This window comes from Rhodococcus sp. T2V, assembly GCF_029269925.1.
GTDB classification, from domain to species: domain Bacteria; phylum Actinomycetota; class Actinomycetes; order Mycobacteriales; family Mycobacteriaceae; genus Rhodococcus_F; species Rhodococcus_F koreensis.
Genome location: NZ_JARJBD010000029.1, coordinates 1 through 23,279, shown reverse-complemented (window position 1 = coordinate 23,279; position 23,279 = coordinate 1). Strand labels below are relative to the sequence as shown.

20 protein-coding genes and 2 tRNA genes are annotated in these 23,279 nt (G+C 67.4%); 14 read left to right on the top strand and 8 right to left on the bottom strand.

Features of this window, described 5'->3' with window-relative positions; translation table 11 throughout:
- The first annotated feature begins 34 nt into the window (after positions 1 to 34).
- Positions 35 to 1,549 (top strand): Asp-tRNA(Asn)/Glu-tRNA(Gln) amidotransferase subunit GatB, encoded by a 1,515-nt coding sequence (gene gatB / locus P3H15_RS23785; protein WP_276139476.1) that lies wholly within the window; start codon positions 35 to 37, stop codon positions 1,547 to 1,549.
- Positions 1,550 to 1,640: 91 nt separating this feature from the next.
- Here the strand turns inward: gatB and P3H15_RS23780 are convergent, their stop codons facing one another.
- Positions 1,641 to 2,789, bottom strand: a complete 1,149-nt coding sequence (locus tag P3H15_RS23780; protein WP_276139475.1) for a sorbosone dehydrogenase family protein — start codon at positions 2,787 to 2,789, stop codon at positions 1,641 to 1,643.
- Positions 2,790 to 2,887: 98 nt separating this feature from the next.
- Between P3H15_RS23780 and P3H15_RS23775 the strand changes: the two genes are divergently transcribed.
- Positions 2,888 to 3,754: a DoxX family protein gene (locus tag P3H15_RS23775; RefSeq protein ID WP_276139544.1), complete on the top strand. Its 867-nt coding sequence runs from the start codon at positions 2,888 to 2,890 to the stop codon at positions 3,752 to 3,754.
- 84 nt (positions 3,755 to 3,838) lie between these two features.
- On the opposite strand, the gene P3H15_RS23770 is transcribed toward P3H15_RS23775, so the two are convergent.
- The 3 genes from P3H15_RS23770 to P3H15_RS23760 all read right to left on the bottom strand — a co-directional run bounded on the left by P3H15_RS23770 (position 3,839) and on the right by P3H15_RS23760 (position 8,097).
- Positions 3,839 to 5,380: an amino acid permease gene (locus P3H15_RS23770; RefSeq protein ID WP_276139474.1), complete on the bottom strand. Its 1,542-nt coding sequence runs from the start codon at positions 5,378 to 5,380 to the stop codon at positions 3,839 to 3,841.
- A gap of 322 nt (positions 5,381 to 5,702) precedes the next feature.
- A complete protein-coding gene (gene ilvD, locus P3H15_RS23765) occupies positions 5,703 to 7,547 on the bottom strand; it encodes a dihydroxy-acid dehydratase (RefSeq protein WP_276139473.1) in 1,845 nt (614 codons plus the stop codon).
- A gap of 52 nt (positions 7,548 to 7,599) precedes the next feature.
- Positions 7,600 to 8,097, bottom strand: a complete 498-nt coding sequence (locus P3H15_RS23760) for a PH domain-containing protein (RefSeq protein ID WP_276139543.1) — start codon at positions 8,095 to 8,097, stop codon at positions 7,600 to 7,602.
- A gap of 267 nt (positions 8,098 to 8,364) precedes the next feature.
- Here P3H15_RS23760 and P3H15_RS23755 point away from each other — a divergent pair, with 267 nt between their 5' ends.
- The 5 genes from P3H15_RS23755 (at position 8,365) to P3H15_RS23735 (ending at position 14,757) form a co-directional block, all read left to right on the top strand.
- Entirely contained in the window at positions 8,365 to 10,308 is a 1,944-nt protein-coding gene (locus P3H15_RS23755) for an acetolactate synthase large subunit (protein ID WP_276139472.1), read from the top strand.
- Complete coding sequence (gene ilvN / locus P3H15_RS23750; protein ID WP_015890233.1) at positions 10,305 to 10,808, top strand: acetolactate synthase small subunit; 504 nt, start codon at positions 10,305 to 10,307, stop codon at positions 10,806 to 10,808. Before P3H15_RS23755 ends, ilvN begins: the two co-directional genes overlap by 4 nt.
- 49 nt (positions 10,809 to 10,857) lie before the next feature.
- Positions 10,858 to 11,859, top strand: coding sequence for a ketol-acid reductoisomerase (ilvC, locus tag P3H15_RS23745; protein ID WP_174705454.1), 1,002 nt, complete (start codon positions 10,858 to 10,860; stop codon positions 11,857 to 11,859).
- Between the two features lie 224 nt (positions 11,860 to 12,083).
- Complete coding sequence (serA, locus tag P3H15_RS23740) at positions 12,084 to 13,679, top strand: phosphoglycerate dehydrogenase (protein WP_276139471.1); 1,596 nt, start codon at positions 12,084 to 12,086, stop codon at positions 13,677 to 13,679.
- A gap of 67 nt (positions 13,680 to 13,746) precedes the next feature.
- A complete protein-coding gene (locus P3H15_RS23735; protein ID WP_095860790.1) occupies positions 13,747 to 14,757 on the top strand; it encodes a 3-isopropylmalate dehydrogenase in 1,011 nt (336 codons plus the stop codon).
- On the opposite strand, the gene P3H15_RS23730 is transcribed toward P3H15_RS23735, so the two are convergent.
- Positions 14,754 to 15,998: an MFS transporter gene (locus P3H15_RS23730; RefSeq protein ID WP_276139470.1), complete on the bottom strand. Its 1,245-nt coding sequence runs from the start codon at positions 15,996 to 15,998 to the stop codon at positions 14,754 to 14,756. The genes P3H15_RS23735 and P3H15_RS23730 overlap by 4 nt on opposite strands.
- 115 nt (positions 15,999 to 16,113) lie before the next feature.
- Between P3H15_RS23730 and P3H15_RS23725 the strand changes: the two genes are divergently transcribed.
- The 4 genes from P3H15_RS23725 to P3H15_RS23710 all read left to right on the top strand — a co-directional run bounded on the left by P3H15_RS23725 (position 16,114) and on the right by P3H15_RS23710 (position 18,800).
- A complete protein-coding gene (locus P3H15_RS23725; protein ID WP_276139469.1) occupies positions 16,114 to 16,887 on the top strand; it encodes a fumarylacetoacetate hydrolase family protein in 774 nt (257 codons plus the stop codon).
- Between the two features lie 73 nt (positions 16,888 to 16,960).
- The gene (gene gltX / locus P3H15_RS23720; RefSeq protein ID WP_276139468.1) at positions 16,961 to 18,436 is read left to right on the top strand and encodes a glutamate--tRNA ligase; all 1,476 of its coding nucleotides are present in this window, start codon (positions 16,961 to 16,963) and stop codon (positions 18,434 to 18,436) included.
- A 143-nt stretch (positions 18,437 to 18,579) separates the two neighbouring features.
- Positions 18,580 to 18,651 (top strand) — tRNA-Gln (locus P3H15_RS23715).
- Between the two features lie 76 nt (positions 18,652 to 18,727).
- A tRNA-Glu gene (locus P3H15_RS23710) sits at positions 18,728 to 18,800 on the top strand.
- 63 nt (positions 18,801 to 18,863) lie between these two features.
- Here the strand turns inward: P3H15_RS23710 and P3H15_RS23705 are convergent.
- The 3 genes from P3H15_RS23705 to P3H15_RS23695 all read right to left on the bottom strand — a co-directional run bounded on the left by P3H15_RS23705 (position 18,864) and on the right by P3H15_RS23695 (position 20,376).
- Positions 18,864 to 19,031, bottom strand: coding sequence for a DUF5302 domain-containing protein (locus tag P3H15_RS23705; RefSeq protein WP_015890240.1), 168 nt, complete (start codon positions 19,029 to 19,031; stop codon positions 18,864 to 18,866).
- A gap of 86 nt (positions 19,032 to 19,117) precedes the next feature.
- Positions 19,118 to 19,636, bottom strand: a complete 519-nt coding sequence (locus P3H15_RS23700; protein WP_276139467.1) for a pyridoxamine 5'-phosphate oxidase family protein — start codon at positions 19,634 to 19,636, stop codon at positions 19,118 to 19,120.
- Between the two features lie 38 nt (positions 19,637 to 19,674).
- Entirely contained in the window at positions 19,675 to 20,376 is a 702-nt protein-coding gene (locus P3H15_RS23695) for an IclR family transcriptional regulator (protein ID WP_015890242.1), read from the bottom strand.
- Positions 20,377 to 20,513: 137 nt separating this feature from the next.
- Here P3H15_RS23695 and leuC point away from each other — a divergent pair, with 137 nt between their 5' ends.
- The 3 genes from leuC to P3H15_RS23680 all read left to right on the top strand — a co-directional run.
- A complete protein-coding gene (gene leuC / locus P3H15_RS23690; RefSeq protein ID WP_276139466.1) occupies positions 20,514 to 21,935 on the top strand; it encodes a 3-isopropylmalate dehydratase large subunit in 1,422 nt (473 codons plus the stop codon).
- A gap of 27 nt (positions 21,936 to 21,962) precedes the next feature.
- Positions 21,963 to 22,571, top strand: coding sequence for a 3-isopropylmalate dehydratase small subunit (gene leuD / locus P3H15_RS23685; RefSeq protein WP_276139465.1), 609 nt, complete (start codon positions 21,963 to 21,965; stop codon positions 22,569 to 22,571).
- Between the two features lie 158 nt (positions 22,572 to 22,729).
- Positions 22,730 to 23,279: HU family DNA-binding protein (locus P3H15_RS23680; RefSeq protein WP_276139464.1), on the top strand; the 550-nt coding region annotated here is incomplete at its 3' end.

Sequence of the window (23,279 nt, the reverse complement as noted above, 5' to 3'; positions counted from 1 at the left end):
TCCGGCGAACCGCCGGACGCATAAACTCTGTGGCATGACTGCTGTCGACACTCCGGACCTCCTCGACTACGACGACGTGCTCGCGAAGTACGAGCCTGTTCTCGGCATGGAGGTGCACGTAGAGCTCGGCACCGACACGAAGATGTTCTGCCCGTGTCCCACCGAGTTCGGCGCCGAGCCGAACACTCAGGTCTGCCCGGTGTGCCTCGGTCTGCCCGGGTCGCTACCCGTCGTGAACGAGGCAGCGGTGGAGTCCGCGATCCGGATCGGACTCGCACTGAACTGTTCCATCACACCGTGGGGCCGGTTCGCGCGGAAGAACTACTTCTACCCGGACCAGCCGAAGAACTACCAGATCTCCCAGTACGACGAGCCGATCGCCACCGACGGCTATCTCGACGTCGTCCTCGACGACGGCACCACCTGGCGCGTCGAGATCGAACGCGCGCACATGGAGGAGGACACCGGAAAGTCGCTGCACGTCGGCGGTGCGACCGGCCGCATCCACGGTGCCAGCCACTCGCTGCTCGACTACAACCGCGCCGGGGTCCCGCTGGTCGAGATCGTCACCAAGACGATCAGCGGCGCCGGAGCCCGCGCCCCCGAGGTGGCCCGCGCGTACGTCACCGCGCTGCGCGACCTGCTGAAGTCGCTGAACGTGTCGGACGTCCGCATGGACCAGGGTTCGATGCGGTGCGACGCCAACGCGTCGCTGATGCCGATCGGGGCGACCGAACTCGGTACCCGCACCGAGACGAAGAACGTCAACTCCCTCAAGAGCGTCGAGGTCGCGGTCCGGTACGAGATGCGCCGCCAGGCAGCAGTGCTCGAGGCCGGCGGCGAGGTGATCCAGGAGACCCGGCACTTCCAGGAAGCGGACGGCACCACGTCGCCGGGCCGCCGCAAGGAGACCGCCGAGGACTACCGCTACTTCCCGGAGCCCGACCTCGAGCCGGTCGCGCCCAGTGCCGAGTGGGTCGAGGAACTGCGGGGCACCCTGCCCGAGCTGCCGTGGGTCCGCCGCGCCCGGATCCAGGCCGACTGGGGTGTCTCCGACGAGGTCATGCGTGACCTGGTCAACGCGAACGCCCTCGACCTCGTCATCGCGACCGTCGAGGCCGGCGCCTCGCCGGAGGCCGCACGGTCCTGGTGGGTGTCGTACCTGGCGCAGCAGGCGAACACCCGCGGGGTGGAACTCGGTGAACTGCCGATCACGCCGGCTCAGGTCGCGCAGGTGGTCGCGCTGATCGACAGCGGGAAGCTGAACAACAAGGTGGCCCGCCAGGTGGTCGACCACGTTCTCGCCGGTGAGGGCGACCCCGATCAGGTCGTCGCGGCTCATCCCGAGCTCGTCGTCGAACGCGACGACACGAAGTTGAAGGCTGCCGTCGACGAGGCGCTGGCCGCGAACCCCGACATCGCCGAGAAGATTCGCGGTGGCAAGGTCGCGGCTGCGGGCAAGATCGTCGGCGACGTGATGAAGGCCACTCGCGGTCAGGCCGATCCGGCCCGCGTCAAGGAGTTGGTCATCGAGGCCTGCGGCGGCTGATCCCCTTCTGCACCAACGGGACGCTCGTTCGGATCAACCGAACGAGCGTCCCGTTCGTTGCGGGGGCGACGCGGCGCCGGGGCGCGGCCCGTCAGTCGAATCCGCCGCCACCGGAGGGCAGGGGCATCTTGATGACGCGGTCGTCGTTGGGTCCGGGCTGACCGGCGGTCTTGTTGACGGTGCTCACCCAGATGAGCCCGTCGGGACCGAGTGCGGCGCCGCCGAGTTGGCCGTACCGGTCCTGGACGATGACACCCGGTGCGGTGGTGACGGCGCCCGTGCCGGGGTCGGCGGCGAGCGCCGACATGGCCTTCGCGGTGCTCAGAGACACCGCCACGACATCTCCGGCGGCGACGCAGCCGCCGACGCCGGGCCGCTCCGGCCACGTCCACACCGGAGACGACACCGCGCCGTCCGCGCTGACCCGCACCAGCCGATCCTCCAGCGGGGTGCGGTCGGTTACCCACACGGCCACACCCGGGTCGACGCAGACCCCGCCCGCGGTCCCGATGCCCGACAGCACGACCTGCGGCCGGGGCTGTGCCGGTGTCGGTGCGGGCGACAGTGCGGTGACCTTCAGCAGTTTCCCGGCGAGGGACGCCGGATCGGCGGCCGCCGCCGGGTTGTTCGCGTTGCCGGTCAGGACCATCAGTTCGTCGCCCGAGAATTCGAGCGACCCCGCATTGCCCGTGTCGCCGCGCGGGATCCCGCCGAGAACCTCCTTGGCGGAGTCGCCCGGTGCGATCCGCACCACCCGGTTGTCGGTGGGGGTGGTGACGTAGGCGTAGATGAGGTTGTCCTCGACGAAGCTCGGGGACAGCGCGATGTCGAGGAGGCCGCCGTCCGTGCTGCCGTCGACGTCGACGTGCGCGATCTCCTTGGGGGTCTGCCCCTGGGCGACCTGCAGGATGCGGCCGGTCCGGCGCTCCGCGACCAGAGCGGTCGCCCCGTCGGGGAGGACGACGAGTCCGCCGGTGGTGTCGAGGCAGGTCGCGATGACACTGGGATCCGGATCCTGGCACGGTCCGAGCGGGCCGCTCGGCGGTGGTGTGGTCGTGGTGGACGGCGGCGGGTTCTCGGGTTCCACTTCCGCGCCCGACGCACCCGTCGGCTCGGGTGTGAAGGGGGAGGACGCGGAGTCGTCGAATTTCGCGCACCCGGCGGCGAGGACCGCCGTCACGCAGAGTGCGGACATCGCCATCTTGCGGGACACCGTGCGGCGCCGCCCACCCACCATCATGATGGAGACGTTACGGAAGAGTGCGAGGTCGCCGCCACGCCGGTTCCGCCTACCAGCGATGTCCGGCGGATCGACCTAGGCTTGACGGTGTGACTGACATGCGGAAAGACCCCAGCGAGTCGTCGGACGACGGTGCCGCGCAGCAAGGCGCCTCACCCGGCTACGGCAGGGTGTCGAGCCCTTACGACCTTCCCACCGAGCGGTTTCCGTCGGCCACGCCGACGTCCGGTTCCGCGGGACAGGGTCTCCCGCGCACCGACGACGAACTCGATCACGGCGATGCGCGCGGCGCCGGTCTGTCCACCGAACAGATCCCCGCGTACCGGCAGTCGGCGTCCGACGTGCCGGACCAGCCGACGCAGGTGATCGGCGCGACCTCCGGTGCGTCCCTCGGGTCCACGGCGGGCGATCCGTCGACCGACCGGCTCGGCGAGGGTGACGTGAAGATCGGCCGCGGCACCCTGGACCTCGGCCTGCTGGCACTGCGACTCGCGGTCGGCGGCACGGCGCTCGTGCACGGTCTGCAGAAGCTGACCGGACTGTGGAACGGTCCGGGCCTCGACGGTTTCGAGGAGGTGCTCGTGAACGCGGGCTTCCAGCAGGCGAAACTGCTCGCGATGCTCGGTGCCATCGGTGAGGTCGCGGGCGGTGCGCTGCTGATCCTCGGCCTCGTCACGCCGCTGGCCGCCGCCTCGGTGCTGGCCGTGATGATCAACGCGTGGGCGTTCCGGCAGATCGCGGAACCGGGACTGGAGTACTTCGCGCCCTCCGGCACCGAGTACGAGACACTCCTGGGTGTGTGCGCGGGGGTGATCATTCTCACCGGGCCGGGCCGGATCTCACTCGACGGCCGCCGCGGCTGGGCCACGCGGCCGTTCATCGGGTCGTTCGCGGCACTGATCCTGGGCGTCGCCGCCGGTGTGTGCATCTGGATCTTCCTCAACGGCGCCAACCCGCTCATCTGATCGTCTCCCTGAACCACGACTGCGCCGCACCCCCGATCGGGAGTGCGGCGCAGTCGTTTCTGCCGGATCGGTGCCGGCCGAGAGTCAGCGCTGGACGAGTTCCGGGATGTTCTCCTCCTCGGGCGGGGTGGCCTGGGCCTGTGCGGCGAGCTTCTGTCCGAGGACGGACTTGCGGCGGCCGTAGGCGAGGTAGACGACGACGCCGAGGGCCATCCAGACGAGGAATCGGATCCAGGTTTCGACGGACAGGTTCAGCATGAGCCATCCGCAGGCCAGGACGGCGAGGATGGGGACGAGCGGGACCAGCGGAACGCGGAATCCGCGGGGCAGGTCGGGGCGGGTGCGGCGCAGGACGATCACGCCGATGCAGACGAGGACGAACGCGAAGAGGGTGCCGATGTTCACCATCTCCTCGAGGGTGCCCATCGGGAAGAAGGCGGCGAGGACGGCGACGACGGCGCCGACGAACAGGGTGATGCGGACCGGGGTGCCCTTCTTGCCGGTCTTGGCGAGGCCGCGGGGGACGAGTCCGTCGCGGGACATGGCGAACAGGACGCGGGTCTGGCCGAGCATCATCACCATCACGACGGTGGTCAGGCCTGCGAGTCCGCCGAAGTTGATGGCGGTCTGCGCCCAGGTGATGCCGTGTGCCTCGAAGGCGGTCGCGAGGGTGGCGCTGCTGTCGCCGACGAGTGGGCTGCCGGTCTTGAGGTCGGTGTACTTCACCATGCCGGTGAGTACGAGGGTGACCGCGACGTAGAGCACGGTGACGATGGCGAGTGAGCCGAGAATGCCGCGGGGGAGCGCCTTCTGCGGGTCCTTGGTTTCCTCGGCGGTGGTGGCGACGACGTCGAATCCGATGAAGGCGAAGAACACGAGGCTCGCGGCGGCGAGGAGGCCGTACCAGCCGTAGCTGCTGCCGTCGGCTCCGGAGAGGAAGGAGAACAGGGTCTGGTGGATACCGTGTGCGGCGCTCTCGTTGCCCTCGGCGGGCGGGATGTAGGGGGCGTAGTTCTCCTTCTTGATGTAGAAGACGCCGACGGTGATGACGAGGAGGACGACGGCGATCTTGATGGCCGTGATCACGGCGGACACGCGTGAGGACACCTTGGTCCCGATGGCGAGTACGAGGGTGATGCCGCCGACGATGATCAGCGAGCCCCAGTCGAAGTCGATGGGCCCGAGGTGGGCGGTGGTGGATCCGCTGAATCCGAGGACGTTGCCCAGGTACAGCGACCAGCCCTTGGAGACGACGGCCGCGGCGAGGGCGAATTCGAGGATGAGGTCCCAGCCGATGATCCAGGCGACGAACTCGCCGAAGGTGGCATAGGAGAAGGTGTACGCGCTGCCCGCGACGGGGACGGTGGAGGCGAACTCGGCGTAGCAGAGGGCGGCCAGGCCGCACGCGACGGCGGCGAGGACGAAGGCGAGCGAGATGGACGGCCCGGCGACGTTGCCTGCGGTCCGGGCGGTGAGCGTGAAGATGCCGGCGCCGATCACGACGGCGACACCGAAGACGGTGAGGTCCTTCGCGGTGAGTTCCCTCCGCAGCCGGGTGTCGGGTTCGTCGGTGTCCGCTATCGATTGCTCAACGGATTTCGTTCGCCAAATGCCGACTCCTGGCATGTGTCGCTCCTAGGTTGTGTTCCCGATGGCCTCGTGGGCCGGAGATGTTCCGGTGGTGCTGCCGATTGTGATGTAGGTCTCAACGGCCAACTGAGGGAACCACTACTGAGCGCCGTGTGCAAGAAGCGTGGGCTCAACTGATCACATCGATCAGTAGAACCTGTTCGCGGGTGTCGCCGCTTGAGCGAGTTGATCACCCGTGAGCGCCGTCACATCCGAGGTGGATTTCGCGGTCGCACCGACGACGGAAGCCGGGTGCCGAGGCAGGAAACCTGCTGCGGCACCCGGCTTCGTGAGTGCCCGGGGCTGTCGGTGCGTGCGGTCAGGGAACCTGGCGGACCGCGCCCTTGTCGGCGGACGTCGCCAGCGCGGCGTACGCGCGCAGGGCCGTGGTGACGGTCCGTTCGCGGTTCACCGGCTGCCACGGACGCTCGGACGACTCCATCTTCGCGCGGCGCTCGGCGAGCACCGCGTCGTCGACGAGGAGTTTCAGGGTGCGGGTCGCGACGTCGATGAGGATCTGGTCGCCGTCCTCCACGAGGCCGATGGCGCCGCCGCTGGCGGCTTCCGGGGAGATGTGGCCGATGGACAGTCCCGAGGATCCGCCGGAGAAGCGGCCGTCGGTGATCAGCGCGCACTTCTTGCCGAGGCCGGAGCCCTTGAGGAATGCGGTGGGGTGCAGCATCTCCTGCATGCCCGGGCCGCCCGCTGGACCCTCGTAGCGAACGACGAGGACCTCACCGGGCTGGATCTTCTTGCCGAGGATCACCGACACCGCCTCCTCCTGGGATTCCACGACTCGCGCGGGTCCCTGGAAGTGGAACAGGTCTTCGTCGATGCCTGCCGTCTTGATGACCGCGCCGTCGACGGCGATGTTGCCGCGCAGCACGGCCAGGCCGCCCTCGACCGTGTGCTTGTGCTCGAAGTCGCGGATGCAGCCGTTCGCGGCGTCCGTGTCGAGCGACGACCAGCGGTTGTTCGTCGAGAACGGCTCGGTGGTGCGGACGCCGCCGGGAGCGGCGTGGAACAGTTCGACGGCCTCGTCGGATGCCTTGCCGGACCGGATGTCCCACGTGTCGAGCCACTCGTCGAAGCTCTTCGTGTGCACGGTGGAGACGTCGCTCTCGAGCAGTCCCGCCCGGCGGAGTTCGCCGAGGATCGCGGGGATTCCGCCGGCCCGGTGCACGTCCTCCATGTGGTAGTCCGAGTTGGGTGAGACCTTCGACAGGCACGGCACCTTGCGGCTGATCTCGTCGATTTTGTCGAGGTCGAAGTCGTAGACCTCGCCCTCCTGCGCGGCCGCGAGGGTGTGCAGCACCGTGTTGGTGGAACCTCCCATCGCGACGTCCAGCGCCATCGCGTTGCGGAACGCGGCGGGCGTCGCGATGTTGCGGGGGAGGACGGAGTCGTCCTCGTCCCGGTAGTACCGCAGGGCGGCCTCGACGACCGTGGTGCCCGCGCGGGTGAACAGTGCGCGCCGGGCCTCGTGGGTGGCGAGCGTCGAACCGTTGCCCGGCAACGCCAGGCCGAGTGCCTCGGTGAGGCAGTTCATGGAGTTGGCGGTGAACATGCCCGAGCACGAGCCGCACGTCGGGCACGCGCTGCGCTCGACCTCGGCCAGTCCCTCCTCGTCGACGGCGTCGTTGGCGCTCGCCGAGATCGCCGTGATGAGGTCGGTCGGTGCCTGGGCGACACCGTTCACCACGACGGCCTTGCCCGCCTCCATCGGCCCGCCCGAGACGAACACGGTCGGAACGTTCAAACGCAGTGCGGCATTGAGCATTCCGGGGGTGATCTTGTCGCAGTTGGAGATGCACACGAGTGCGTCGGCGGTGTGCGCGTTGACCATGTACTCGACGGAGTCGGCGATGATCTCCCGGCTGGGTAGGGAATACAGCATGCCGCCGTGTCCCATCGCGATGCCGTCGTCGACGGCGATCGTGTGGAATTCGCGAGGTACACCACCGGCGGCGCGGACGGCGTCGGCGACGATGTCGCCGACGTTCTTGAGGTGGACGTGCCCGGGAACGAACTGCGTGTACGAGTTGGCGATCGCGACGATCGGCTTCCCGAAGTCGGAGTCGGTCATTCCGGTGGCGCGCCACAGTGCGCGGGCGCCTGCGGCATTTCGTCCTGCGGTGGTGGTTCGGGACCTCAGCGGGGGCATGAGCGTATTCCTTAGTCAGCGTACGGAAGTACTGACAAACGCTACTCGCGCGCTATTCCCCGTCTGTGTCCGGCCGGTTCTTCGCCGGCTGCTCGCCGTTCGATTCGGCGTCGGCATGCTGGGCCGCTTCCTCCGCCGCGGCCGCTGCCGCGTAGGGGTCGGTGATGCGGCCGCCGCTTGCCTCGGCGATGTCGGGGAGCCGGTCGAACGTGACGACGGGAAGGGTGACCTCGCCGCCGTCGGCCAGTGTCGCCCGCGCCCAGCCGCGCTTGGGAAAGCGGAATCCGGTGATCTCGGACCATGCGAGGGACCGTCCGCCGAACAGCCGGCGCACCTCGAGTCCGTCGGGCGTGACCGTGGTGCGCACCCGCGCGACCCAGGCCACCGCGACGATCGGGGCGATCACGAGCCAGCCGAAGGCGGCGGGCCAGCCGAAGATGGGGAACGAGACGGCGAACAGGAGGAAGGCGCATCCCAGATAGGCGAGGGGAGAAATCCGGATGACCTGCTTGGGCGGGTTCGTCGTGTGGGATGATGATTCTGGTGGCACGGGCTGCTGCGGAGTTGACACCTCTACATCTTCGCACCGCAGCCGACGTATCTCATATTCTGGGACGGCCGACTCACCAAGTTGACTGTTCACCATTAGCGCGCCTACCGTCGAGCGCGTGAAACAGAATGAGTTGCTCGTAATCGGCCGGCGCGTCGTCGCCTGAGTCGATTTCTTCAACTCGCCAGATAACGACGCGCCACCCTCGTACAGCATCAGCTGACGGGGGTTTTTTGTTGCCCGGAGCCAGAATCAGAGGATTTCCCAGTGAGCGCACCAACCGCACGGCCTCAACCCACGCCGCGCAAGTCGGGGGCAGCAAGCCCGACGACCGCGGCCGCCGCGACGCAGACCGGTAGCCGCCGCCAACTCGCCCCCGAGCGGGTCAGCGGCGCCCAGTCCGTGGTCCGAGCCCTCGAGGAGCTCGAGGTCGACACGGTATTCGGCATTCCGGGTGGTGCCGTTCTGCCTGTCTACGACCCGCTCTTCGACTCGAAGAAGGTCCGGCACGTGCTCGTCCGTCACGAGCAGGGTGCAGGTCACGCCGCCACCGGGTACGCCCAGGCGACCGGCAAGGTCGGCGTCTGCATGGCGACGTCCGGTCCCGGCGCGACGAACCTCGTGACGCCGCTCGCCGACGCGCAGATGGACTCCGTTCCGGTCGTGGCCATCACCGGTCAGGTCGGCCGCGGGCTCATCGGCACGGATGCGTTCCAGGAAGCCGACATCTCCGGCATCACGATGCCCATCACGAAGCACAACTTCCTCATCACCGACGGCGTCGACATCCCCCGGATCATCGCGGAGGCCTTCTACCTCGCCTCCAGCGGTCGTCCCGGCGCGGTGCTCGTCGACATCCCGAAGGACGTCCTCCAGGCGCAGACCACGTTCTCGTGGCCACCGGAGATGCGGCTGCCCGGATACCGCCCCGTCACGAAGCCGCACGGCAAGCAGGTCCGCGAGGCCGCTCGCCTGATCGCCGACGCGAAGCACCCGGTGCTGTACGTCGGTGGCGGCGTGGTCAAGGCCGAGGCGTCTCCGGAACTGCTCGAACTGGCCGAGCTCACCGGCATTCCGGTGGTCACCACCCTCATGGCGCGCGGCGCGTTCCCGGACAGCCACACGCTGAACTGTGGCATGCCCGGTATGCACGGCACGGTCGCGGCGGTCGCGGCACTGCAGCGCAGCGACCTGATGATCACGCTCGGCGCGCGCTTCGACGACCGCGTCACCGGTCAGCTCGATTCGTTCGCCCCCGACGCCAAGGTCATCCACGCCGACATCGATCCGGCGGAGATCGGCAAGAACCGGTACGCGGACGTCCCGATCGTGGGCGACTGCAAAGAGGTCATCGTCGAGCTGATCGAGGCGATCAAGGCCGACCTGGCCACCGGAACCACGCTGGACCTCACCGAGTGGTGGGCGTACCTCGACGGGATCCGCCGCACGTACCCGCTCAGCTACGACCGTCCCTCCGACGGCGCGCTGTCCCCGGAATACGTGATCCAGTCGGTCGGCAAGCTCGCCGGTCCCGACGCGATCTATTGCGCCGGTGTCGGCCAGCACCAGATGTGGGCCGCGCAGTTCGTCAACTACGAGAAGCCGCGCACCTGGCTGAACTCCGGCGGACTCGGCACGATGGGTTACGCCGTGCCCGCCGCGATGGGCGCCAAGATGGGCATGCCCGACACCGAGGTGTGGGCCATCGACGGTGACGGCTGCTTCCAGATGACCAATCAGGAACTCGCCACCTGTGCGCTCGAGGGCATCCCGATCAAGGTTGCGCTCATCAACAACGGCAACCTCGGCATGGTGCGCCAGTGGCAGACGCTGTTCTACGACGAGCGTTACTCCAACACGAACCTCGGCACGCACGGCGCCGTCCGCATCCCCGACTTCGTGAAGCTCGCGGAGGCGTTGGGCTGCCACGGCATTCGCGTCGAGCGCGAAGAGGACGTCGAGGCGGCGATCCGTGAGGCACAGGCGATCAACGACAAGCCGGTGGTGATCGACTTCATCGTCGGCGCCGACGCCCAGGTGTGGCCGATGGTCGCGGCGGGCACGAGCAACGACGAGATCATGGCGGCGCGGGGCATCCGTCCGCTGTTCGACGACGACGAGGCGGCCGCCGAGCCGGCCGTCATTCACGAGGCCATGGAGCGCGAGCAGCGTTCGGGCACGGCCGCAGCGGCCAGGGAGGAAGATCAGTGAGCACCAGCCACACCCTCAGTGTTCTCGTCGAGGACAAGCCGGGCGTGCTGGCCAGGGTGGCCGCGCTGTTCTCCCGTCGTGGGTTCAACATCGAGTCGCTCGCCGTCGGTGGCACCGAGCTTCCCGAGATCTCACGCATGACCATCGTCGTGACCGTCGACGAGTTCCCGCTCGAGCAGGTGACCAAGCAGCTGAACAAGCTCGTCAACGTCATCAAGATCGTCGAGCAGGACGGTGAGGCCTCCGTCGCCCGCGAGCTGGTGCTCATCAAGGTGCGAGCCGACGCCAGCGTGCGCACGCAGGTGATCGAGACGGTGAATCTGTTCCGCGCCAAGGTGATCGACGTCTCCCCGGAGTCGGTCACGATCGAGGCGACTGGAACGCGATCCAAGCTGGATGCGCTGCTGCGGATGCTCGATCCGTACGGCATCCGGGAGATCGTGCAGTCCGGGGTCGTGGCCGTGGGACGGGGGCCTAAGTCCATCACGGCCACTCGCTAGTACTTTAGATACGCAAATCCAAGAAAGAGGTTGAACTGTGGCAGTCGAGATGTTCTACGACGACGATGCCGATCTGTCGATCATCCAGGGCCGTAAGGTCGCTGTGATCGGTTACGGAAGCCAGGGCCACGCGCACTCGCTGAGCCTGCGCGACTCGGGCGTCGATGTGCGTATCGGCCTCAAGGAAGGCTCGAAGTCTCGCGCGAAGGCCGAGGAGCAGGGCCTGACCGTCGGTACCCCCGCCGAGGTCTCGGAGTGGGCCGACGTGATCATGGTGCTCGCACCCGACACCGCGCAGGCGTCGATCTTCAAGGCGGACATCGAGCCGAACCTGAAGGACGGCGACGCGCTGTTCTTCGGACACGGCCTCAACATCCACTTCAAGCTGATCGAGGCTCCGGCCAACGTCACGGTCGGCATGGTCGCCCCCAAGGGCCCGGGCCACCTGGTGCGTCGTCAGTTCGTCGACGGCAAGGGTGTTCCCGCGCTCATCGCGATCGACCAGGACCCGAAGGGTGAGGGCCAGGCTCTCGCGCTGTCCTACGCCAAGGCCATCGGTGGCGCCCGCGCCGGTGTCATCAAGACCACGTTCAAGGAAGAGACCGAGACGGACCTCTTCGGCGAGCAGGCCGTGCTGTGCGGTGGCACCGAGGAACTGGTCAAGACCGGTTTCGAGGTCATGGTCGAGGCCGGCTACGCGCCCGAGATGGCGTACTTCGAGGTCCTGCACGAGCTCAAGCTCATCGTCGACCTCATGTACGAGGGTGGCATCGCCCGCATGAACTACTCGGTGTCCGACACCGCGGAGTTCGGCGGCTACCTGTCCGGCCCGCGCGTCATCGACGCCGGCACCAAGGAACGCATGAAGGCGATCCTCGCCGACATCCAGTCGGGTGAGTTCACCCGCCGTCTCGTCGCCAACGTCGAGAACGGCAACACCGAGCTCGAGGGTCTGCGCAAGGCCAACGCCGAGCACCCCATCGAGGTCACCGGCAAGAAGCTGCGCGACCTGATGAGCTGGGTCGACCGCCCGATCACCGAAACCGCCTAGGTTTCACCGCTTTACAGCTCCACCGCAACACCGGCCCGATGTCGCGGCGGCCTCGTCGGAGGTCCCCGCAGCGACGTCGGGCCGGTGTTGTTTCGTGCCCGTTTCCGTTGTTGCAGGCGTCCACTATGTGGTATCGCAGACCAGGATGCGGTTTCCCGGTGAGGGCGGACTAAGCTGTGTGTGGTTAAAACACCCCCACACCCACCTATTCAGGGAGTTTGCACGTGAGCCAGCCAGGCCGTCCTGTAGTTCTGATCGCCGACAAGCTCGCGCCGTCCACCGTCGAGGCATTGGGCGACGGTGTGGAGGTGCGATGGGTCGACGGACCTGATCGCCCGGCCCTGCTCGCGGCGGTGCCCGAGGCCGACGCGATCCTCGTCCGTTCCGCCACCACCGTCGACGCCGAGGTTCTGGCGGCCGGTACCAAGCTCAAGATCGTCGCCCGCGCCGGCGTCGGCCTCGACAACGTCGACGTGCCCGCCGCCACCGAGCGCGGTGTCATGGTCGTCAACGCCCCGACGTCCAACATCCACACGGCCGCCGAGCACGCCGTCGCGCTGATGCTCGCCACCGCCCGCCAGATCCCCGCCGCCGACGCCACCCTGCGCGACCGCGAGTGGAAGCGCAGCAAGTTCAACGGCGTCGAGATCTTCGGCAAGACCGTCGGCGTCGTCGGCCTCGGCCGCATCGGGCAGCTGTTCGCGCAGCGCCTCGCCGCGTTCGAGACCCACGTCATCGCGTACGACCCCTACGTGTCGGCCGCGCGCGCCGCGCAGCTCGGTATCGAACTCGTCACCCTCGACGAACTGCTGGAGCGCGCCGACTTGATCTCCGTGCACCTCCCCAAGACCCCGGAGACCAAGGGGCTGCTCGGCACGGAGAACCTGGCGAAGACCAAGAAGGGCGTCGTCATCGTCAACGCCGCCCGCGGCGGCCTGATCGACGAGGCCGCGCTGGCCGAGGCCATCAAGTCGGGTCACGTGCGCGCCGCCGGCCTCGACGTGTTCGAGACCGAGCCGTGCACCGACAGCCCGCTGTTCGAACTGCCCGAGGTCGTCGTGACGCCGCACCTCGGCGCGTCGACGAGCGAGGCCCAGGACCGCGCGGGCACGGACGTCGCGAAGTCCGTACTGCTGGCTCTCGCAGGCGATTTCGTCCCGGACGCCGTCAACGTGTCCGGTGGCGCCGTGGGCGAGGAAGTGGCCCCGTGGCTCGAGATCGTCCGCAAGCAGGGTGTGCTTCTCGGCGCCCTGTCGGGTGAACTGCCCGTCAGCCTGTCCGTCGACGTGCGCGGCGAGCTCGCCTCCGAGGACGTCGAGGTGCTCGCGCTCTCGGCTCTGCGCGGCGTGTTCTCCGCCGTCATCGAGGACGCGGTCACGTTCGTCAACGCCCCCGCCCTCGCGGAGGAGCGCGGTGTCACGGCAGAGGTCACCAAGGCCGCCGAAAGCCCCAACCACCGCAGCGTGGTGGACCTGCGCGCCGTGTTCGGCGACGGCAGCGTCCTCAGCGTGTCGGGCACGCTGACCGGCCCGCAGCAGGTCGAGAAGATCGTCAACATCAACGGCCGCAACTTCGAACTGCGCGCCGAGGGTCTCAACCTGGTGATCAACTACACCGATCAGCCCGGCGCGCTGGGCAAGATCGGCACGCAGCTCGGCAATGCCGGCATCGACATCCAGGCTGCGCAGCTCAGCCAGGACGCCGAGGGCGAGGGTGCGACCATCCTCCTCCGCGTCGACCAGGAGGTGCCGAGCGAGGTGCGGGACGCGATCTCCACCGCCGTCGGCGCCACCAAGATCGAGCTCGTCAACCTGGCCTAATCCCCACTGTGCGCGTGCCACGACCCCGTCGTGGCACGCGCACAGCTCTATGTGAAGTGAGGCGTTCATGAAGCTTGCGGTCATTCCGGGTGACGGCATCGGTGTCGAGGTCACGGCCGAGGCGCTGAAGGTGCTGCGGAAACTCGTCCCCGATCTCGAGACCACCGAGTACGACCTCGGTGCCCGTCGCTACAACGCCACGGGGGAATTGCTCCCGGACGCCGATCTCGCGGCGATCCGCGAGCACGACGCGATCCTGCTGGGCGCCATCGGCGACCCGTCGGTCACGCCGGGCGTACTCGAGCGTGGTCTGCTGCTGAACATGCGGTTCGCGTTGGATCATCACGTGAATCTGCGTCCGTCGCAGCTCTATCCGGGATCGAAGTCGCCGCTCGCGGCGCAGCCGGACATCGATTTCGTGGTGGTGCGCGAGGGCACCGAGGGCCCGTACACCGGTAACGGTGGCGCGATCCGTGTCGGCACTCCGCACGAGATCGCGACCGAGGTGTCGATCAACACGTGGTTCGGCGCCGAGCGGGTGGTGCGGTATGCCTTCGCCCTCGCGCAGACCCGGCGCAAGCACGTCACCCTGATCCACAAGACGAACGTCCTCTCCAACGCCGGTGCGATCTGGACGCGTGCCGTGGAGACGGTGTCGGCGGAATATCCCGACGTGGAGACGGCGTACTGCCACATCGACGCGGCCACCATCTACATGGTCACCGACCCGTCGCGCTTCGACGTGATCGTCACGGACAACCTGTTCGGCGACATCATCACCGACCTCGCGGGTGCGGTCACGGGCGGTATCGGCCTGGCGGCGTCGGGGAACATCGACGCCTCGGGGACGAACCCGTCGATGTTCGAACCGGTGCACGGCAGCGCCCCGGACATCGCGGGCCAGGGGATCGCGGATCCCACGGCGGCCATCCTGTCCGCGGCACTGCTGCTGCGTCACCTCGGCCGGGAGGGTGACGCCGCGCGCATCGAAGCTGCGGTCGAGGCCGATCTGGCGTCCCGGGGCGACTCGAAGGTCGTTACGTCGGAGGTCGGCGACCGGATCGCTGCGGCCCTCTAGGTCCGGGCTTCGGCCCTGTCTCCCTCGATCCCCGTGGCCCGGTCTTCGGACCGGGCCACGGGGATCAGTGGTATCGAGGCGGCCGGGAATCCCGCGGCTATCGCGAAAGTCACCGGGAATCCGACGATTCCGATCAGCGCGCCGAACACCGGGGGAACGATCGAGGCCGCGACGAACTGTCCGGTGTTCTGGACTCCGAGGGCGCGCCCACCCCAGAACGGGCCCGCGATCTCGGCGACGGCGGTGAAGGCGAGCCCGTTCGGTGCCACCGTCGCGACGGACGCCGCGAGCAGCGCCACGATCGCGAGAGGCGAATCCATCGCGTCCGTCGCGGCGAGCGCCGCCATCGACAGTCCGCCGCCGGCCGCGACCCAGCGAAGCGGACGCATGCGGCTGCCCACCACGTCCGACCAGAAACCGACGCCCATCCGGCCGAACGCGCCGAGGATCTGGGCGAGGGTCACGATCAGGCCGGCCGCCGTTGCTTCCCAGTGCCTTTCGGAGATCAGCCACACGAGTGCGTACGTCCACACCGTGTACTGGGGCACGACGAGCAGCACGGAGACGGCGTGGATACGCCACAGTGTGCCGCTGCTGCGGTACGGATTCGTGAGCATGCCGAGATCCGCCGCGTCGCTGCGACTCGGCCGGGGCGGATCGACCACCCAGAGTGCGCAGGCCAGCGCGGCGGCGGCGCACAGGGCGGCGGGCAGCGCGAGCGCCCATCCGATGCCGTGGTCGTGGGCGAGCGAGGGGAGCGTCAGCGCAGCGCAGGCGATGCCGAGCGGCAGTGACATCTGCCGGATGCCCATGGCCAGGCCGCGGCGCTCGGGCGGGAACCATCCGACGACGACGCGTCCGCTCGCGGCATTCGCCGAGGCCGCCGCCATGCCGCCGAGCAGCAGGAAGACCGCGGTGGCCGTGAGCGATCCGGCGAGGGCCGCGCCCGCGCCCGCAGCCGCGGTGGTGGCCATGCCTGCGGCCAGCACCCGGCGTTCGCCGTAGCGGTCGGCCAGTGCGCCCCACGCGATCAGCGTGACCATGACCCCGAGGGTGGGTGCGGCGACGACGAGTCCGGTGCGGGCGAGACTGAGCCCGTGGTTTGCCTGGAGTTCGGGGATGAGGAAGGCGACGCCGTTGACGAAGACCGCCTGTGCGGCCTGGGCGAACATCCCGAGGGCGAGCATCCACCATCTGCGAGCAGTTCCGACGGCGGACGCGGTGTCGATCGATGCTGTCATGTCATCTCAATATCTAGGATTTGATTCTCATATATTGGCGTTGATGGGGAGTCTATACCCCGCGTCCTCCGGCGTCCCGGCACGGCGGTGAACCCGGGCCGATAGACTCGGCGCCATGCGTCTTGGTCGAGTGGCAAGTCCCGATGGTGTTGCGTTCGTCAGTATCGAAGGAGACGGGGAGTCCCCGATCGCGAAGGAGATCGCCGAGCATCCGTTCGGCAACCCGACTTTCACCGGCCGGAGCTGGCCGCTCGCCGATGTGCGACTGCTGGCCCCGATCCTCGCCAGCAAGGTCGTCGCCATCGGAAAGAACTACGCCGCCCACGCCGCCGAGATGGGGGGAGAGGCACCGGCCGATCCTGTGATCTTCCTCAAGCCCAACACCTCGATCGTGGGCCCCGACGCCGCGATCGTCCTGCCGAAGTCCTCCAACGAAGTTCACTACGAAGGGGAACTCGCGGTCGTCATCGGGCGCCCCTGCAAGGACGTGCCCGCGGCGAAGGCGCTCGACGTGGTGCTCGGCTACACGGCGGCCAACGACGTGTCGGCCCGTGACCATCAGCGCCACGACGGTCAGTGGACGAGGGCGAAGGGCCATGACACGTTCTGCCCGCTGGGGCCGTGGATCGAGACCCAGCTCGACGCGTCCGACGTCGACATCACCACCGAGGTCGACGGGGTGGTGAAGCAGCGGAGCAACACTTCGCTTCTGCTGCACGACATTCCGAAGATCATCGAATGGGTGTCGGCCGTGATGACGCTGCTCCCGGGCGACGTCATCCTCACGGGTACCCCGGAAGGAGTCGGTCCGATCGTCGACGGCCAGAGCGTCAGCGTGACCATCGGCGGCATCGGCACCCTCACCAACCCGGTGACCGCCAAGCGCTGACGGCTCTCGTGTCGACATCGGGAGCGGACTAGCCTGTAGGAGTCCGTTTTCCCAGCGTCGACCCAAGTGAGCCATGACCACAAGCGAAGTTCGCGTCCGTTTCTGCCCGTCGCCCACCGGAACCCCGCACGTGGGGCTCGTCCGAACCGCCCTGTTCAACTGGGCGTTCGCCCGACACAACGGCGGGTCGTTCGTGTTCCGCATCGAGGACACCGATGCTGCCCGTGACAGTGAGGAGTCGTACCAGGCGATCCTGGACGCGCTGCGCTGGCTCGGACTGAACTGGGACGAGGGCCCGGAGGTCGGGGGACCGTACGAGCCGTACCGCCAGTCCCAGCGACGTGACCTGCACCTGGACGTCGTCGCGAAACTGCTCGCGGCGGGCGAGGCGTACGAGTCGTTCTCGACGCCCGAGGAGGTCGAGGAGCGGCACAAGGCCGCCGGCCACGACCCCAAGCTCGGCTACGACAACTTCGATCGTGACCTGACGCCGGAGCAGCGGCAGGCGTTTCTCGACGAGGGCCGCAAGCCCGTGGTCCGGCTCCGGATGCCCGACCACGACCTGACGTGGGACGACCTCGTGCGCGGCGAGACGACGTTCAAGGCCGGCACCGTGCCCGACTTCGCGCTGACCCGCGGCAACGGGATCCCGCTGTACACGTTGGTCAACCCCGTCGACGACGCGTTGATGAAGATCACACACGTCCTGCGCGGCGAGGACCTGCTGTCGTCGACGCCGCGGCAGCTCGCCCTCTACGAGGCGATGCAGCGGATCGGCGTGGCCGATTTCACACCGAAGTTCGGGCACCTGCCGTTCGTCATGGGGCAGGGCAACAAGAAGCTGTCCAAGCGCGATCCCGAGTCGAACCTCTTCATCCATCGCGACCGCGGTTTCGTCCCCGAAGGATTGTTGAATTACCTGGCGCTGCTGGGCTGGGGTATTTCCGACGACCACGACGTGTTCTCGCTGGACGAGATGGTCGCCGCCTTCGATATCTCCAAGGTCAATTCCAATCCGGCCCGGTTCGATCAGAAAAAGGCCGACGCGATCAACGCCGAGCACATCCGGCTGCTCGAGCCCGCCGATTTCGCCGCGCGCCTGCGTGCTTTCCTCACGCTCCACGGCCACCTCGGGGAGACGGTGGACGAGGCCGTCTTCGCGACCGCTGCCGATCTGGTCCAGACGCGCATCGTGGTCCTGTCCGACGCGTGGGATCTGCTGAAGTTCCTGTTCGTCGAGGAGGCCGACTTCGCGATCGATCCGGCCGCCGGGGCGAAGAACCTGGGGGCCGACTCCGCCCCGGTTCTCGACGCCGCCCTCGCATCGCTGGACGCAGTCGGTGCGTGGGACGCAGCCTCGCTGGAGGAGGCCCTCAAGACCGCTCTCGTGGACGAACTGGGCCTCAAGCCACGTAAGGCGTTCGCTCCGGTGCGGGTGGCCGTCACGGGCTCGCACATCAGCCCGCCGCTGTACGAATCGATGGAACTGCTCGGACGCGACGTGTCGCTGTCCCGGCTGCGTTCCGCGCGGGCCGGCATCGCCGGCTGAAACCGCCGCCCTCGGGCCGAAAAGGGTGCAAAAACAGCCTCTGACCATACGATTTGGTAAATCCCGGCAGTAGGCTGGTAATCTCTTCTTCGGCCCGAGGCGGGCCGCAGAGCCCAGAAGCTCAGCGGTTCGAGAACGGCCATTGGGGTATGGTGTAATTGGCAACACAGCGGTTTCTGGTACCGCCATTCTAGGTTCGAGTCCTGGTACCCCAGCGGAAGTTCGGCCGATTTTGACTCCGAACTTCTGGAAGCTATGCTTGCTGAGCTTCCACAGCAAGACAAAGTTCCTGGCCCCGTCGTCTAGCGGCCTAGGACGCCGCCCTCTCAAGGCGGTAGCGCGGGTTCGAATCCCGTCGGGGCTACAAAGAGAAACACCCTCCGAGTAATCGGAGGGTGTTTCTTCATATAAACGGACGGTGCGTCGCTTATCCGGTCTTGCGGCGGAATTCGCGTTTGTGATCGGCAGGCCCGTGGGCCTCGTGCACCTTGGAATGCGCGTCCTTGTGATCGGCGGACAGACCGGCCTGATGATTCTTCCGCTCGAGTGCTTCGCGGAATTTCTTTTTCGTGTCCTCGTTATCGGCGTCAGTCACGGTGAACTCCCTCGGGTAGTCGGTTCACTCTGTGAAGCTACGCCGAGGGCACCGAGAATTCTCCTGTTTTTCCGCCCTGTCCGGTGTCAGGAGCGACGGTCGGCCGTCTCCAGGTACGCCGCGGTGGTTCCGCCCACCGGCATCGCGGGAAGGCCGAGCTTGGCGTGGTCCCAGCTTCTGATGCGTTCGGGAACGATCCGCACGACCACCCGCTTGTGCAGCAGCTGATCGATGGCGGGACGCAGATCGTCGGTGTAGGGCCCGGTGTAGCGCTCCCACACGCTGACGCCGACGGCGAACATCGCATCGGGGTCCTCCACGATCTCCGCCCGGCCCTCGACCGAAATTCCACGCAGAGTGTCATAGGTCTGGCCGTCCTCGATCAGAACGGTGACCCGGTCGTCGCGGCGCAGGTTGACCGCCTTCTGCGATTTCGACTTCGTCTCGAACCAGATCTCGCCGTCGATCACGGCGTACCACATGGCGACCAGATGGGCCCTGCCGTCCGCTGCCACCGTTGCCAGGGTGGCGATCCGGCTCCGGTCCACGAATTCGGCGATCTCCGAATCCGTCATCGTGATCTGCGATCGTTGGTTCTTCCCCATCGGCTTCTCCTGTCGCGGTGAGTGTCGGTCGTGAGAGGTCAGAGTCTCTTGTGCAGCGCCTCCGCGGCGGCGAGGAGGTCGGCCGCCCACCGGGCGCCGGGGCGCCTGCCCATCCTGTCGATGGGGCCGGACACTGAAATCGCCGCGATGACAGCGCCCGCGGAGTCCCGCACGGGTGCGGCGACACTGGCGACGCCGGGTTCACGCTCGGCGGCGCTCTGCGCCCAGCCGCGGCGGCGGACCTCGAGCAGGACGCGCTCGCCGAACGCCGCGTCGGGAAGAACCGTGCGCTGGGTCTGCGGGTCGGCCCAGGCGAGGAGGACCTTGGCGCCCGAGCCGGCGCTCATCGGGAGGCGTGCCCCGACGAGAACGGTGTCTCGGAGGCCGGTGGGCGGCTCCATCGCCGCCACGCAGATGCGTTGCGTGCCTTCCCGGCGGTACAGCTGCACGCTCTCACCGGTGATCTCGCGCAGACGCGGAAGGACGAGAGCCGCCGCCGAGACGAGCGGATCGTTGGCCGTTGCAGCGAGTTCGGCGAGGCCGGGACCGGGGCACCACAGCCCGTCGGAGTCACGCGTCAGGAGGCGGTGGACCTCGAGTCCAACGGCCAGTCGGTGGGCGGTGGCGCGGGGGAGTCCGGTGCGCGAGCACAGTTCGGTGAGGCTGCAGGGCTTCTCGGCCACGGCGTGGAGCACGCCCACCGCTTTGTCAAGGACCCCGATGCCGCTATGCTGTCTCATAGGTCGATACCACTTTCTCGCATATTGGGATCATAGCGCACCTTCGTCTCACGTCGAGTGCGTGTTCGGGAAGAGGGTAACGACAACAAGCGCACGGCGGACCGGTCCGAAGCCCGCGGTGCGAGGGACACACAGAGGTGGAGAAGATGGCCGAGAAAGCACGCACCCTGGCAGAGAAGGTGTGGGACGACCACGTCGTGGTCCGGGGTGAGGGAGACAACCCCGACCTCATCTACATCGATCTGCATCTCGTTCACGAAGTGACGAGTCCGCAGGCATTCGACGGACTTCGACTGGCGGGGCGCCCGCTCCGCAGGCCCGACCTGACGATCGCCACCGAGGACCACAACGTCCCCACCGTCGACATCGACAAGCCGATCGCGGACCCCGTCTCCAAGACTCAGGTGGACACGCTCCGGCGCAACTGTGAGGAATTCGGCGTCCGGCTGCACCCGATGGGAAACATCGACCAGGGCATCGTCCACGTCGTCGGACCGCAACTCGGTCTCACCCAGCCCGGTATGACCGTCGTGTGCGGCGACAGTCACACGTCCACCCACGGGGCCTTCGGTGCGATCGCGATGGGTATCGGCACCAGTGAGGTCGAACACGTCATGGCGACGCAGACGTTGTCGCTGCGTCCGTTCCGGACGATGGCGATCACCGTCGACGGCGAATTGCCCGAGGGCGTGACGAGCAAAGATCTCATTCTGGCCGTCATCGCGAAGATCGGAACCGGCGGAGGCCAGGGCTACGTCCTGGAGTACCGCGGCGAAGCGATCCGGAAGATGTCGATGGAAGCGCGGATGACCATCTGCAACATGTCCATCGAGGCGGGCGCGCGGGCGGGCATGATCGCCCCGGACGAGATCACCTACGAATTCATCAAGGGACGTCCCCACGCGCCGAAGGGCGCCGACTGGGACGCCGCGGTGGAGGCCTGGGAGCAGTTGAAGACCGACGAGGGCGCGGTTTTCGACAACGAGGTCCACATCGACGCGAGTTCGCTGACGCCGTTCGTGACCTGGGGCACCAACCCGGGGCAGGGTCTGCCGCTCGGTGAGGCCGTGCCGGATCCGGAGCAGATCGTGGACGAGAGCGAACGTCACGCCGCAGAGAAGGCGTTGACCTACATGGGTCTCGAAGCCGGAACTCCGTTGCGTGACGTGGCGATCGACACAGTTTTCGTGGGTTCGTGCACCAACGGCCGGATCGAGGATCTGCGGGCGGTGGCCGACGTGTTGCGCGGAAGGCACGTCGCCGACGGGGTCCGGATGCTGATCGTGCCGGGTTCGATGCGCGTGCGCGCCCAGGCCGAAAAGGAGGGTCTCGGCGAGATCTTCACCGCCGCCGGCGCCGAATGGCGGCAGGCGGGCTGCTCGATGTGCCTCGGAATGAATCCGGATCAGCTCGCGCCCGGCGAGCGTTCCGCCTCCACGTCCAACCGCAATTTCGAAGGCCGTCAAGGCAAGGGCGGGCGGACTCACCTGGTTTCGCCGCTGGTCGCCGCCGCGACCGCAGTCCGGGGAACCCTGTCCGCGCCGTCAGATCTGGCCTAGGACCCAAGGAATTTAGGAGATTTTTCGATGGAATCCTTTAGCACGCACAAAGGTATCGGCGTTCCGCTGCGGCGATCCAATGTGGACACGGACCAGATCATCCCGGCGGTCTACCTGAAACGAGTGACCCGCACCGGTTTCGAGGACGGTCTGTTCGCCGCGTGGCGGACCGATCCGAACTTCGTTCTCAACGTCGCCCCGTACGACAAGGGCAGCGTTCTGGTCGCGGGACCGGACTTCGGCACGGGGTCCTCCCGCGAGCACGCCGTGTGGGCGCTATCCGACTTCGGATTTCGCGTCGTGATCGCCTCCCGGTTCGCGGACATCTTCCGGGGCAACGCCGGCAAGGCCGGTCTGCTGGCCGCCCAGGTGTCCCAGTCGGACGTCGAACTGCTCTGGAAGTTGCTCGACGAACAGCCCGGTCTCGAATTGATCGTCGACCTCGAGAACAAGACGGTGACGGCCGGAACCACCGTGGTGCCCTTTGCGATTGATGACTACACGCGGTGGCGTCTGATCGAGGGTCTGGACGACATCGGATTGACATTACGGCAGGTAGAAGCCATTTCCGAGTTCGAAAAGGCAAGGCCTTCTTGGAAACCTGTGACTCTTCCGGAGCCCACTTCCGTCGACTGAAAGTTGGAATCGGAGCCCTGTCTCCCAGATAATAAGTTCCTGAGAATGGTGCCGCGTTGTTTGAGAATTGGCGTGGCACATAGACTCCTGCGGTATTCAGGTTTACCGTAGTTCGTAGTCGGTCCGATGATGGACCATTAGTTCGCGGAGGAATTTCAATGAATAAGGCAGAGCTCATCGATGTTCTGACCGAGAAACTGGGCACGGACAGGCGCACGGCAACGGAAGCTGTCGAGCATGTCGTGGACACGATCGTCCGGGCAGTGCACCGCGGCGACAGCGTGACCATCACCGGTTTCGGCGTCTTCGAGCAGCGGCGTCGCGCGGCACGTGTCGCACGTAACCCGCGCACGGGTGAGACCGTCAAGGTCAAGCCGACGTCGGTGCCGGCGTTCCGTCCGGGCGCTCAGTTCAAGGCGGTTATCGCTGGCGGCCAGAAGCTTCCGGCCACCGGTCCGGCAGTCAAGCGCGGCGCAGCGGCGCCTGCCACCAAGGCCGCCGCCAAGAAGGCTGCTGCCAAGAAGACGGCCGCGAAGAAGACCGCCGCCAAGAAGGCTGCACCGGCCAAGACGGTTGCCGCGAAGAAGACTGCAGCCAAGAAGGCTCCGGCCAAGACTGCGGCAGCGAAGAAGACGGTCGCGAAGAAGGTCGCTCCGGCCAAGACGGTTGCCGCGAAGAAGACTGCAGCCAAGAAGGCTCCGGCCAAGA